Source organism: Paenibacillus sp. J22P218, from assembly GCF_056269195.1.
This window is the reverse complement of sequence record NZ_JBWDNL010000001.1, coordinates 536,412-549,433: the sequence shown is the minus strand read 5'-3', so window position 1 is coordinate 549,433 and position 13,022 is coordinate 536,412. Positions and strand designations below refer to the sequence as shown.

Here is a 13,022-nt window from a genome sequence, read left to right as displayed (position 1 = left end):
AAAAAGGCAGTTCCCGCTGGCAGCATAATTGCCAACACGGGATCTGCCTTTTCATTTTAATAATTCATCAATGCCGAACCCTTTCTTTCTCCCGCCTAGCGAAGCGACCGTGTCTATGACAAGCTGTTCATCCTTGGCGATACTCTCCAGCAAGGGTGCTGTACCGTAAGCTTTGCGGCTGAACGCACCTAGCCAACTGATATGTTCGATGCTCATATGAGCCGTAAGCAGCTCGGCTGCATCGTGAACGTTGCTTGTCACCCATTCCTCGTAAACTCCGATTTCCGCTAATACGAGGTCGAATAACGCCTCTCTTCCCTCCATGCTCTCTTGTGTGGACACTAAAATATCGCGCTTCGCCGCCGAAGCAGAGCCATCTGCAATGACTCGCAAGCCAAGAGCTTCGATCTCGCTCCGTTCAGGCTCGCCGATCACCCAAGCGTCCGCCTTCCCTTCCACGAAGGAGGGTTCTATTTCCGTTGGACTGAGCTCTACGGACTTCACATCCTTCTGCTCCAGCTGTACGCCCGCAAGGACTTGAAGCAGCAGCAAGTGCTCATTCGAATAAGCGGTGTAGCCTATCTTCTTGCCCTTCAGATCATCCGCCGAATAGATGTCGGAGTCCAGCGGCACGGCAACGGCATAGGCGGTCGGATTCGCTGGCTCGGCAGCCAAATAAACAACCGACGAACCTTCCTTATACAAGAAAGCGGGAGTCGCATCGCCTACCGAGCCGATATCGACACGCCCCGCCTCAATCGCTTCATACAAAGCCGCATCGTTATCATACGACGTCCATTCCAGAACAATCGATTGCAAAGCAAGCTTAGCCTCAAGCTTGCCTTGCTCCTTAAGTCCGATAAAGATGCTGTTGCCGCTGTAACCGAATTTCAGCTTGCCGGCTTCGACCGGCAGCCGGATCGATTGCTCAGCAGATGGCCCGGCTGTAAGTTGCTGCCGAGCACAGCCAATCAGCAGCGACATAGCCGCCAGCAGGAGTAGCCAAGCTATGCCGCCCTGCAACCTAATCATACCGACTGCCTCCTATAGCTAGGCATTGTTCGCCAGACCTTTCCGCCAGCGTGTGAACCGCGCCTCGATCAATGCGAGCACATAATTGAGCAGCAAACCTACTACCGCAAGCAAAATAATGCCTGCGTACATATCCGGAATTTGGAATATTTCCTGCGAGTTGAGAATATAGAAGCCAAGCCCCGCCGAGGAGCCGATCATTTCAGCGGCTACCAATGCCGTGATGCAATAAGCCCCCCCTAAGCGAATGCCCGTAAAAATACTGGGAGCGGCCGCCGGCAAAATTACCCGGAAGAAAATGAACAGCTGCGAGCCGCCCATAGACTTTGCCGAATCGATAAGCAGCTTCTCGACATGCTTGACGCCGCTCACGGTATTGAGCAGAATCGGCCAGAACGATGCCCAAAAAATGATAGCCGTTTTGGATGATTCGCCGATACCGAGAAATAGAATGAATACCGGGAACAAGGCGAATGCCGATACCTGCCTTGCCAACTGCAGCAACGGATCCAGAATCGTTTCGAACCGCTTGAACCAGCCCAGCAGCAACCCGAGCAGCGTACCGGATGCAATCGCGAGGAGCAAGCCGGATAAGGATCTGCGCAAGCTTGCCGAGACATGCGTCCAAAGCTCTCCGTTCGAGATGAGCTTCCCAATAGAGATAACAACATCGGACGGCGGGCTTAAGTAGGCCGGGTTAACAATGCCGAGACGAGGCAGCAGCTCCCACACGACGAAGAACAATAGAATCGCCAAACTGCGATCGATCGTTTTTGAAAGCCATTTCGTGTTCAATTTCATATCATACTCCTTTCATTGGTTTAGTCGGATTTATATCAATATAGATACCTTTACGTAGTAGCATCGCTGCCATTCTCTTTGTCGGTGTCCGTTATAGCAGCCGTCTTCCCGGCAAATTCATTGAATTCATTCGTATATACGTCCTTGACCGTAATCTTACCCTTCGGAATTTTGTCGTACTCTTCCAAAATATCGATATAGTATTGAATCGGATCCTCCGTTACGACCAGGTCATCCACATAAGCAAAACGATCGATATATTTCACATCTACGCCGAGCCGCTTCGCAATAATTCCTTTTGCTTCATCTGGATTTTCATTGACCCAATTCGCCGTTTTGGCAATTGCCGATACAAAATCCTTAACCGCCTGCGGATGTTCCTTCGCGAATTTGCCGTTTACGCTGTACGGGGCCATTCCGCCTAACCCGCCGTCAAGATCGTAGTCGCTCCATAGTTTGACCAGCTTCTCATTGTATTCCGCTTTGCCCGAGAACGGCGCATGGATAATGGCAAGATCGATTCCGCCTTGCTCCAGCGTCTGCTCCTGCTTATCGTCAGGTACGACGAGGAACTCAATTTTACTAATGTCGACTCCCTGCTCCTTGAACCATTTCTTCGATACGAATTCCGCGCAAGCTCCGAAGCTATTGAATCCAATCGTCTTGCCTTCCAAATCTTTAGGCGTCTTAATGCTGCCGTCGTCCCTTACGAAATACTTCATATGAGGTGCTTCTTGAAGCGTTTTGCCCCCTGCGGAGACGACTTTAATGTCAGCGCCGCTAGCAATTGCCGATATGACAAGCGGCACCATACGTGAGCCAAAATCGATGTCACCCGTGCCGACCAGTGGAATAATTTGCGGCGCAGCTATTTTGCCGACATACTTTGGTTTTGTTGTCGTTCCGTCGAAATAACCAAGCTCATCTGCCAAGTAAACGAGATCAAAGCCCGGATTGTCAGGATATTTGAATTCTACGATCTCCTTATTGTCCGTCGCTGCCCCGCTATTGCCGGTTGCAGCTGAATTTTCTTCTTTATTGCCGGCATTGCCGCATGCGCTGATCGATAATGCCAGCACGATGATGGCGGCCAGCTTTGTTAAATGTCCCTTTTTTGCTAATTTGTCGATTCTCATTTTTTTCGCTCCTCTTAAAATAGTCGTTAAGCGGTTATGCAATTCCTTTTCTTCTACGCAGCGTCAAAGACAAGGCGATCACTCCAGCGGCGAGCGCCGCAAGCGCGACATAGAAGGCGGAAGAGCTTAGCCATCCTTCATAATCCGAATTGGGCGGCGAGCTGGCTAGAACATGCCCCGAGCCCGAAGCATGGTGGCCGTCGCTGCCTGTTCCGGGAAGCACCTTCGTTATCGAAGCGGGAGTATCCGCCTCTGCGCCTCCGATCCATTCCACTACCGAACCGTCCGCATACGTCTGTAACGCTTTCCAGACAAGCTCCTTCGCATCATCCGCCACCTTGCCCTGGAGCTTGAATTCGCCGAACTCACCGTCCTTCAGACCTTCTCCTTCCGTCGTCCATACAATCGCCGTATGGTTACCGTCCGCATTCGTATCGAATCGGTAGCTCCATCCTGCTTGCGGCTGTACGCGGCTTATCGATACGCTGTCCGGGAACAACACTTCCACTTTCGTCGTCGCCGACTCCTGCTCCGTCGGAACTCTTACCGTAAACACCTCATAGGACCCCTGCGTCGTTTCCGCAGGAGATACCGTTACATGCGCCGAAGCCGTTCCGGCGAATAGCGTCAACCACAGTGCGGCGATAAATGCTATCGGTAATACTCTTCTCATAACCTCTCCCTCTCCTCCTGTTTATTGTTGACCGGGTTTCCTATCTTGCTTCGCTATAGAACACTTTCTCGGTCACGAATTCATCCGCGTCCGCGTTCAGAACGCGCACCTCAAGCTTCCATTTGCCGGGAAACGCGAGATAGTTCCCTTCTACGCTGTAATTAAAGTCGTAAAGACTTAACGGGCTTCCATTCGTTCGGACCTCTTTCAATGCGACATCGACCGGCGCAATATCCGGATTATCCTCGTAATGCAGCCGCAGCGTTACCTTTCTAAGCTCTTTCTCGCTGCCTCCTGCGGCTTGGCCGCCAACGGAAACATTGAATTGGTTGACAGATCCCGGCTCGTTAGGCGTAATAATAACGGCAATATGTACGCCCTTCACGTTCTCATGCCAGAATAGCGGACCTGTCGCGGCGAGCGGATTCAGGTACGTGAATATACCGGTTATGGCGATGATGGCCACGAACAATACGAGATCCACGCCCAACCACGCAAACAATCGGCCTCGCCTTCGCTTTCTGATTTGCGAGCGGATGAGTCCGCCTGTTGCAATCACGAGCAGCACAAGCCCGGCTTTGCCAAGCATCAACCTTCCCCACCAAGTATCGAGCAGATGCTTGAAGCCGTCCGTATACAAGATCGCAGTGGTGAGACCGCTGACGACAAGCAGAGCGATTGCTATAAGAGCGGTTTGCGAGAGCACGGGATAATACGATTCGGCATTACCGCTTCTCTTTCTTGTTCCGAACGCTACGAATGCAAGCAGTACGCCTGCCCATAGACTCGCCGCAACCAAATGCGCTACATCCAGCACGAATGTCACGATCGGAATTGCAAATCCCATGGCATGGCCATTCAAGCCTTTAGCAGCGAAAAGCAACAGCACCCAACCCGCATCGACGCCTTTCCGCCTGCCTAATATGAAATATCCAGCGACAGCGATAACCAAGGAAAGCATGTAAGAAATACCGATCGATGTACGGGTCAATATAGCAGTAAGGTCAGACGCTTCGAATCCCTCCGCCAAATTGCGGTAATCGCTCCAAGCAAGGAGCCCGTACGCCAGCAACAATACCGTTAGCAGAAGCTTTTGCCACAGCTTATACTTCCGACGGTTCTCATCGACGAGCCCTTTGGCGTATAGCTGCAAGCCAGCCCAGCCAGTTGCGGCAAGAAGAGCGAGATAATAGAAAGCTCTTATGGACCAATAACCTGCATTTTTCCCGATATCATGCTCTTCATGAAGACGCGCAGCCGAGGAATAACCGATATTGGCGTCCGTCATTGCTCCTACCGTGAATACATACGATGCTTTGATCGGATGACCGTCTGCCGACAGGAGACGGTAGGTGACGGTATAACCTCCGTCTTCCAGCCGCGGGAGCGCTAAAGTCAACGTTCTTCGATTCTTATCGATGACCGCCTCGGATTCCGTAACCGGGAGTCCTTGACGGTTATATACCTTTACCTCAAAGCCTGTATTCTCAATTCTTTCGTTAAACGATAGCGTAACTTCCGGCGGCGAAGCTTCCAGTCGGCTATCCGGTGCCGGTATTGCTCTCGTCAATGAGGAATGTGCGGATACAGACCCATAAGGGAATGCGAGAAGCGCCAATAACAGCAGCGTATACCCGGCCGCAATACGGTACCAACGTTGCCGGATGACTGGGATCATACGGATATACGCAAAGCCTTATCGAGCAGCGCTTGTTTGTCGTACTCGGTATACTGCCCTGCGTATGTACGTACGGGATCGCCCGCATAGAAGCGTTCATACAGCTCATGCCTGGCGCCCAGCTGGCTGCCTACCAGCTCCCAAGCCAGCTTAAGCAGTCTGACCCGCTCTTCCGCTCCACGGTCCGCTCCCCGGTAATAGGTTTGTAACTGGGTGCCAAGCGGACCTCTCAGCTCGGCAATGGTAGACGGCACTTGCAGCATCCCGGCGCCCGATAGCTGCTGCAGGATTTCCAGCGCTCTCGGATAATAACGATTGCCTAAGTTTTTGGCCGTCAAGATCGGTTGAAACGCAGGCTCCCACACGCCATGCGGGCTATAGATCGCATGATGCTCGGCGGATAAGAGAAGTGATCTGATCGACTCCAACTGGAAAAAAAGCTCGGCCAGCTTATCCTGAACATGCGCGAATCTCGTAATGCCTATCGATTCGGCAAGCTCGTTGCCGACTGTTGCCGTAAATTCCAGCTTGCTTACCAAACGAACGATGTTCTCGTGCAGACTGAGCGAAGATACCGTTCGATCGGAGCGGATTTTCCAGATCGCTTCAGGATCTTCCTTAATGAATACCCGTTCCCAAGGGATCAACGCATCTTCGAATACGAGCACGGCATCCATCTCATCGTAATGCGCGCTGAGCGGATGATCCTCCCATTCATCTCGTTCCGAGGCAAACGATTCCCGACAAATAAGATGAACGCCCTCTTGATTGACAGGAATGGCGAACATGACGGCATATTGCTGCTCGTCGCCTGTTTTTTTGCTATGAGGGGAGACCATGATTTCATCCATATAAGGTCCGCCTGTAGCAATCATCTTCGCGCCCCTTACGATGATTCCGTCTTCCGTCTCACGCACGATGCGAACCGCAGTGTACAGATCGCCTAATTCCGACGCAAGCTTCGTCCTATCGATCTGCGGATCATGGCCAGCCGCTGTAAGAAGCAAGTCATTATCTCTTACGTAAGCGAAATAATCGGATATTTTTTGGGCAAATTGCGGTTGCTCGTCGCGGATCAGTCCTTTGGCAATATGCCAGCCGGTTAGCTGGGAGCGATAAAATCCGCCGACGCGGCTCATAACGCCGAATGTAGCATCCGACCATAGCTTGAAGGAATGGCTGCGACGAAATAAATCCTCCTTCTGCTCCGGTATGAGGAAGGCTAGATTCGCTCTAGCCCCGGTCTCGGCAATGAACGTTAATTGTTGCTCTACAGACGGGTCGTCTTGTAGATCCATAATGGCTGCCACCGATTCAATCGTCCCCCGAAAGGCGGGGGACGACCTTATATCCGGTACGATATTTCCGTTCAGCCATACCCTTCTTCCGTCATTCAATCTTTGTATATAGCGGTTTCCTGCCGTCATAGTCACTCACATCCTTCATCCGTCTTAGCCATGGTTCGCTGCCTTCTCGGGCAATAATTCAGCGGCAACCTGGTACGGCTGTCCTCCCCCATGTGCTCCTGCTATTGCTACAACGGTGTGTGCAGGCGCCGGCGCCTGCTTAACTCCAAGTTGGCCCAATGAATCGGATTTATCTACTTCATCCCTCAAGATCTCCCACGCTCTTTGGCGCAGCTTGACGAACGCCTCGGAATTGCGAATATCGGCCGGTCGCGGTCGCTCCAGCGGAATGTCGATCAACTCTTTAATTTTGCCGGGTCTTGCCGTCATGACCGCGACCCGATCGGCCAAGAAGATCGCCTCATCCAGACTGTGCGTGATGAACACGATCGTTTTTTTCTTCGAATCCCAAATACGCAGCAGCTCCGACTGAAGGATTTCCCTCGTTTGCGCGTCAAGCGCAGCGAAAGGCTCATCCATGAGCAGTACATCCGGCTCATAAGCGAGCGAACGGGCAATCGCTACACGCTGCTTCATCCCGCCGGACAGCTCATGCGGATAACGGTTCTCGAACGCTTGCAAGCCGACAAGCTGGATATATTCACGCGCGATTTCCTTCCGCTCTTTCGCTCGAACCCCTCGAATTTGCAGGCCTACCTCGACGTTCTGAAGCACCGTGCGCCATGGAAACAGCGCATACCCTTGGAACACGACGCCGTGCTTCTTGTCGACTCCGTTGATCGGCTTGCCGTCAACCTCGATATCTCCTTCCGTTTGGCGGGATAGCCCCGCCAATATATTCAAGAAAGTCGACTTGCCGCAGCCGCTCGGCCCGAGTATAGCAAGAAATTCTCCTTCTTTGACGTCTAGATCGAAGTCGTCGAGCACCGATATACTGTCTTTCTTTCCAGCCTCATTCAATGCTTTAAACTGCATGCCAACCTTTCTCGCCGCTATCTTTACCGTCATAGCCGAGCCTCCTTTGGATTTGCTTTCGACCTTGCATCAATGCCGTGCCAGAATTGCTTATATCTTTCACGCAGCACCTGTACGGGATATTGTCTGAACAACTCTGACGACTGCACAATCGGATCTCCAAACGCATGCAGCTCATGCAGCTTGCGCTTAGCAGCCTCCGCGCTTCCCGAGAGCCGCCAAGCCAGCTGGAGGATCGTTGGCTTCTCCCCCTCGTTCCTTTGCCGCAAGAGATGCTGGTCACGCAAAAATATGCCGGCTCCTATCCGTTGCAACACTTGCACGGCATGAGCATAATAGAGGCCGCCTGCTTTGCGAGCTGCTTCCAGCGGAACACTCGAAGGCAGAACGATTCCGGTTAAGCCGGCATCCACCCCGATCTCCGCAGCATGGATCAGCGCCTTTAACGTCTCCACATTTTGAATAACCTCGCCTAGGTCGCCTTGAATATGCAGTTCCTTGACCTCGCCTGTCAGCTCCGCCAGAGCGAATGCCGTGCCCGTAACAAGCTCCAGCGCATCAAGCTGTCTCGATACCCATTGGTAGTCGGCGATCGCTTTGACTTGGTGATGACCAAGCAGACTGCGAAGCTCCGGAGCATCGTTATCGTGCAATATTCTCTCCTTCGGTATCACTACATGTTCGTACGACACCTGAACACCTGCGTTCAGGCTCTCTGCCTGGACTCCATACGGTCTGAGTTCTAATCCGGCAGATTGAACGGGAATAAGAACCGCCGAAGCAGGCGCTGCTTTCCCTTGTTCACGAATGAACACCAGTAATTCGTCCGCGAACAGCGTATCGGAGTCAAAGGTCTGCTCGCCATGCAAAATTATACCTTCCTTCGTATACTGAACAATCGGCAGATCCGCGTTTTTTCTAACTATTGGCTGGAATGAAGTCGTGATGATCGCCCGCTGCTTTAAGCTTTGCTGGAACAGTGCCGCCAATCGTCCTTTAGCTGCTGGCGGATTCACCGAAGATAGCAAGGATACATGTCCGTACCACCCCGCAAGCAAGGAATGCGCGTAATCAGCCCAACCGTTTCCGAATACGGAACCGCCATCGGATAAGCTGTAATATCCGGTTCTCTTGCGCCTCAGATCATCTAGTGAACTCGGCAGCAGGTAGGCCTGCTCCCTAAGCGGATGCTCCGCATTGTCCGTTACATGCGCGACTTTCGTCCATTCACGGCCATAGGCTGCATGCTCCTCCGCAGCGCCGATGAGCTTCTCGTCCAGTCGAATGGAACGCCGGCTTGTCGTTGCGATTGTCTCCTGACTTTTGTTCATCGTCATCTTTCTCCTCCTACCTCCTCACGGAATGAAAAGAGGCCTCATCTGCCCTATTAGGGGAGACAAGACCTCCGGTTGACCGGTCGGTTTCGATTGTGCTCTCGAATGATGCTTGAACAACAGCGGGATGCGGAGGTCTTCTGAGTCCTAAATTTCCCCTTAACGTCGTTCCTTCGTATTCGGTACGGAATAGCCCTCTGCGCTGCAGCTCAGGTACAACGAGCCGGGTGAAATCCTCTAAGCCGCCTGGCAAATAAGGAGGCATAACATTAAAGCCGTCCGCTGCGCCGTTAACGAACCATTCCTCCAATTGATCGGCAATCTGGACAGGCGTGCCAAGAATTTCGCGATGTCCTCTAGCTCCTGCGATTCGTTGATACAATTGTCGAATCGTTAAGCCCTCTCGTTCCGCCAAATCCTTCAGCAGCGTGAAGCGGCTTTTCCCTCCGTTAATTTGCTCGAGCTCGGGAAGATCCGGCAACGGGCCGTCAACAGGGTACGGACTTAGATCCACGCTAATCAGATTGGAGAGCAAGCTTACCCCGGCCTCCAAAGGAATCAGCTGCTCCAATCGGGCTTTCTTCTCTTTCGCTTCTTCTTCCGTACGTCCGATGATCGGGAATACCCCCGGCATGATGAGCAGCTCATCCGGCGAACGACCGTATTTGCTTAGCCGTCCCTTCACATCCGAATAGAATGCTTGCGCCTCTTCTAGCGTCTGCCAGGCGGTAAAGATAACCTCTGCCGTTCTCGCCGCAATCTCCTTGCCGGGCTCGGAAGCACCTGCTTGCACAATGACCGGATACCCTTGTACGGGTCTGGCCACGTTGAGCGGACCGCGAACGGAGAACCACTCCCCTTTATGGTGAAGCGTATGCAGCTTGCTTCTATCGGCGAATACCGCGTTATCCTTGTCATAGACGAATGCATCGTCTTCCCAGCTGTCCCATAAGCCCTTCACCACATCAAGAAACTCTTGCGCGCGCTCGTAACGAAGCGAATGGAGCAAATGGTCATCCTTGTTGAAGTTTTTCGCTTCGGCTGGATTTCCCGATGTAACCACATTCCAGGCTGCCCGGCCATCGCTAAGATGATCGAGCGATGCGAATTTGCGGGCGACGTGAAACGGCTCATTGTATGTGGTCGATACCGTCCCGACCAGACCGACATGCTCGGTTACCGAGGATAACGCGGACAATAGCGTAATCGGTTCCGGCCGCACCGTAACGGTCTGAGTAACCGCTTCTGGATACGTTTCAGATACCGCATAACCGTCAGCGAGAAATAACAAGTCGAATTTGCCTTGCTCCGCGATTTGGGCCAGCTTTTTGTAAAACTTGAAATTCAACACTTCCGAAGCTTCCGTATCCGGGTATCTCCAAGCCGCTACATGATGGCCGGGCGTCATTAAGAAAGCGCCTAGCTTGATTTGCCTGTTTGCCTTGCTCATTGGTCTGCCTCCTCGTTCAATTGCGATAATAAAATAAAAAAACCGAAGACGCGCTATCTGATTAGATAGGGTCTCCGGTTAACCGGTATACCGTTTATTCCTAGTGGATTAGTATGCTTTGAATGGTATCATATAAAATTTCCAGCGTCAATCGGAATTTCCAAAATTTTATTGCGACGATTTTCGATGATTCTGGTTTTGCTGTATTTTGTTTTCCGTGCCTTGGTCGGTAGCTTTATAGAAAGCAGCTCCGTGCAAAGCGTCGGGCAAGTACTGCTGCTTCACGTAATGGTTCGGGTAATCATGCGGATACTTGTACCCTTCATGCCCGAGCTGCTGTGCGCCCTTATAATGCGTATCGCGCAGATGCAGCGGCACTTCGGCATTGCCCGCCCGCTCGATCGCTGCGGTTGCATTGCCGATGGCGATCGCCGTGGCGTTCGACTTCGGACTCTCGACCGCGAATAGAATCGCCTGCGAGATATTGTACTTCGCCTCCGGCCAGCCGATCTTGTGATAGGCGTCCATCGCCGTCACTGCCTGAATCATCGCCTGCGGGTTGGCAAGACCAATGTCCTCGCTGCACGCGACGATAAGCCGCCGAATGAACGTCATCGGATCCATGCCCAGCTTCTCGACCGCGTACAAGAACCAGAACAGCGCGGCATCGCTAGAACCCCGTACGCTCTTGTGAAACGCCGACAGCACGTCATACTGCGTAGACATGTCGGCGCGTATGGACGGCTTGCGCACCGACTCCTGCGCAACCTCCAGCGTAATGCGCACCGAGCCGTCGGGCTCGGAAGGCGTCGTCACCGCCGCCAGCTCAAGCGCATTGAGCGCCCGGCGAATATCGCCGCCGGCCATCGAAGCGATATGCTGCAGCGCTTCCTCGTCGGCATGCAGCGTCATGAAGCCGAGACCGCGCTCGCGATCCACGAGCGCCCGGCGCATCGCCTCGTACGCATGCTCCTCGCCCAGCGGCTCCAATTGAAACAGCGTCGAGCGCGACAGCAAAGCGCCGTTCACATGATGGAACGGATTTTCCGTCGTCGCCCCTATGAAAATAATAATGCCCTGCTCCACCGCAGGCAGCAGCGCATCCTGACGCGATGTATTGAACCGATGCACCTCGTCCAGAAACAGGATCGTCTTCTTGCCGTACATCGATTTGCTCACGCGTGCACGGTCGATAACCTCCCGCACATCCTTCACCGACGCATCGACCGCGTTCAGCTTAACGAAATCCCCTGCCGTCTTCAGCGATATAATATGAGCCAGCGTCGTCTTGCCGCATCCCGGCGGACCGTATAAGAGGATCGATGACACTTGGTCGCCCTCAATCGCCCTGCGCAGCAGCTTGCCCGCTCCCACAATATGCTCTTGTCCAATATATTCATCCAGCGTCTGCGGACGCATTCGATCAGCCAGCAGCCTTGCCCTCGGCGCTTCTTCCTCTTGGTATGAAAATAAGTCCATGCTGTCCCTCTACCTTCTCCACCTATTAATCTGTTAACTCGATCATAGCATACAAGCACATTTGTTCGCCAGCGTTGCGGCAATCAGCCTATTCCGTATTTTGAAGTTATATTTGCTGCTTCATCAATAAGCACATGTGTCCTTACAGTGCAGCAGTTTCCCTTGTGACAACCGCAAAAAAAGGACCATTACTAAAGCGGTGCTAACCGCTCAAAGTAATGGTCCTTTCCTATATTACAGCTTGTCCGACGGACGCTTCAGGCGGCTGAATAACGAGCAGTGCCATCTCGGCGCTTAAGCGCAGCTTCTAGACGAGCTCCGCATTCATACCTTGATGCCTCCGGCCTCCAACATATCCTTAACCACAACGCTGACCATAATAAGCCCGGCAACTGGCGGAACGAAAGCGTTGCTTGCCGGCGGCTGCTGCGCTTTGCGAATTTCCGGCGCGTTCTCCGGCACGATTCGCTGCGTAACGTCTTCACGAGGCTTATTCGGCAGCTCGGACGAGAATACGACCTTAACGCCCTTCTTGATGCCGTCCTTGCGCAGCTTCGTGCGAACGACGCGCGCTATCGGATCGGTATGCGTCTTGGAGATGTCGACGACTTGGAACTTCGTCGGATCCATTTTGTTCGCAGCGCCCATGCTGGAGATGATCGGAATCTTCCGTTCCAGGCATTGCTTGATCAAGTGGATTTTGTACGAAATCGTATCCGAAGCGTCAACCACGTAATCAAGAGGATAAGCAAACAGTTGCTCATATGTCTCTTCCGTATAAAACATCCGCAGCGAGATCGCCTCGCATTCCGGATTAATAAGCTTAATGCGGTCGCGCATCAGATCGGCCTTAGGCTCCCCGACCGTCGTCGTCAGTGCATGAATCTGCCGATTGATATTCGTAATATCGACAACGTCCTTGTCGATCAGAATAATGCGGCCGACGCCGGTACGAGCCAGCGCCTCCGCCGCGATCGAGCCGACGCCGCCGATGCCGAGCACGGCAACCGTGCTCCCCTTCATCAGCTCGAGTCCTTCAGGCCCTATAGCCAGCTCCGTACGTGAAAATTGATGAAGCATTCAGCTGCCGCCTCCTT

The 13,022-nt window shown here is 52.8% G+C and carries 11 protein-coding genes; all 11 read right to left on the bottom strand.

Annotated elements, in window-relative coordinates:
* Nucleotides 1–51 precede the first annotated feature (51 nt).
* Nucleotides 52–1,032: an ABC transporter substrate-binding protein gene (locus tag AC0YN0_RS02460; RefSeq protein ID WP_475819838.1), complete on the bottom strand. Its 981-nt coding sequence runs from the start codon at nt 1,030–1,032 to the stop codon at nt 52–54.
* An 18-nt stretch (nt 1,033–1,050) separates the two neighbouring features.
* Nucleotides 1,051–1,833 carry an ABC transporter permease gene (locus AC0YN0_RS02455; RefSeq protein ID WP_337099489.1) on the bottom strand — a complete coding sequence of 261 codons (783 nt, stop codon included), beginning with the start codon at nt 1,831–1,833 and terminating at the stop codon, nt 1,051–1,053.
* 50 nt (nt 1,834–1,883) lie between these two features.
* A complete protein-coding gene (locus tag AC0YN0_RS02450) occupies nt 1,884–2,969 on the bottom strand; it encodes an ABC transporter substrate-binding protein (protein WP_475819837.1) in 1,086 nt (361 codons plus the stop codon).
* Nucleotides 2,970–3,003: 34 nt separating this feature from the next.
* The gene (locus AC0YN0_RS02445) at nt 3,004–3,642 is read right to left on the bottom strand and encodes a YcnI family copper-binding membrane protein (protein ID WP_475819836.1); all 639 of its coding nucleotides are present in this window, start codon (nt 3,640–3,642) and stop codon (nt 3,004–3,006) included.
* 40 nt (nt 3,643–3,682) lie between these two features.
* The gene (locus tag AC0YN0_RS02440; RefSeq protein WP_475819835.1) at nt 3,683–5,320 is read right to left on the bottom strand and encodes a copper resistance CopC/CopD family protein; all 1,638 of its coding nucleotides are present in this window, start codon (nt 5,318–5,320) and stop codon (nt 3,683–3,685) included.
* Complete coding sequence (locus AC0YN0_RS02435) at nt 5,317–6,747, bottom strand: 4-hydroxyphenylacetate 3-hydroxylase family protein (protein WP_475819834.1); 1,431 nt, start codon at nt 6,745–6,747, stop codon at nt 5,317–5,319. Before AC0YN0_RS02435 ends, AC0YN0_RS02440 begins: the two co-directional genes overlap by 4 nt.
* A 24-nt stretch (nt 6,748–6,771) precedes the next feature.
* Entirely contained in the window at nt 6,772–7,695 is a 924-nt protein-coding gene (locus tag AC0YN0_RS02430) for an ABC transporter ATP-binding protein (protein ID WP_475819833.1), read from the bottom strand.
* A complete protein-coding gene (locus AC0YN0_RS02425) occupies nt 7,692–8,999 on the bottom strand; it encodes a 4-hydroxyphenylacetate 3-hydroxylase C-terminal domain-containing protein (RefSeq protein ID WP_475819832.1) in 1,308 nt (435 codons plus the stop codon). Before AC0YN0_RS02425 ends, AC0YN0_RS02430 begins: the two co-directional genes overlap by 4 nt.
* A 10-nt stretch (nt 9,000–9,009) precedes the next feature.
* Nucleotides 9,010–10,446, bottom strand: a complete 1,437-nt coding sequence (locus tag AC0YN0_RS02420; RefSeq protein WP_475819831.1) for an LLM class flavin-dependent oxidoreductase — start codon at nt 10,444–10,446, stop codon at nt 9,010–9,012.
* Between the two features lie 168 nt (nt 10,447–10,614).
* Entirely contained in the window at nt 10,615–11,925 is a 1,311-nt protein-coding gene (locus AC0YN0_RS02415) for a replication-associated recombination protein A (protein WP_475819830.1), read from the bottom strand.
* 324 nt (nt 11,926–12,249) lie between these two features.
* Nucleotides 12,250–13,005 carry a tRNA threonylcarbamoyladenosine dehydratase gene (locus AC0YN0_RS02410; protein ID WP_442048945.1) on the bottom strand — a complete coding sequence of 252 codons (756 nt, stop codon included), beginning with the start codon at nt 13,003–13,005 and terminating at the stop codon, nt 12,250–12,252.
* Between the last annotated feature and the right edge of the window lie 17 nt (nt 13,006–13,022).

What these genes read in the sequence shown, in the direction of transcription:
- AC0YN0_RS02460 (WP_475819838.1), bottom strand. Translation starts at nt 1,032, where the DNA reads ATGATTAGGTTGCAGGGCGGCATAGCTTGGCTACTCCTGCTGGCGGCT.
- AC0YN0_RS02455 (WP_337099489.1), bottom strand. Translation starts at nt 1,833, where the DNA reads ATGAAATTGAACACGAAATGGCTTTCAAAAACGATCGATCGCAGTTTG.
- AC0YN0_RS02450 (WP_475819837.1), bottom strand. Translation starts at nt 2,969, where the DNA reads ATGAGAATCGACAAATTAGCAAAAAAGGGACATTTAACAAAGCTGGCC.
- AC0YN0_RS02445 (WP_475819836.1), bottom strand. Translation starts at nt 3,642, where the DNA reads ATGAGAAGAGTATTACCGATAGCATTTATCGCCGCACTGTGGTTGACG.
- AC0YN0_RS02440 (WP_475819835.1), bottom strand. Translation starts at nt 5,320, where the DNA reads ATGATCCCAGTCATCCGGCAACGTTGGTACCGTATTGCGGCCGGGTAT.
- AC0YN0_RS02435 (WP_475819834.1), bottom strand. Translation starts at nt 6,747, where the DNA reads ATGACGGCAGGAAACCGCTATATACAAAGATTGAATGACGGAAGAAGG.
- AC0YN0_RS02430 (WP_475819833.1), bottom strand. Translation starts at nt 7,695, where the DNA reads ATGACGGTAAAGATAGCGGCGAGAAAGGTTGGCATGCAGTTTAAAGCA.
- AC0YN0_RS02425 (WP_475819832.1), bottom strand. Translation starts at nt 8,999, where the DNA reads ATGACGATGAACAAAAGTCAGGAGACAATCGCAACGACAAGCCGGCGT.
- AC0YN0_RS02420 (WP_475819831.1), bottom strand. Translation starts at nt 10,446, where the DNA reads ATGAGCAAGGCAAACAGGCAAATCAAGCTAGGCGCTTTCTTAATGACG.
- AC0YN0_RS02415 (WP_475819830.1), bottom strand. Translation starts at nt 11,925, where the DNA reads ATGGACTTATTTTCATACCAAGAGGAAGAAGCGCCGAGGGCAAGGCTG.
- AC0YN0_RS02410 (WP_442048945.1), bottom strand. Translation starts at nt 13,005, where the DNA reads ATGCTTCATCAATTTTCACGTACGGAGCTGGCTATAGGGCCTGAAGGA.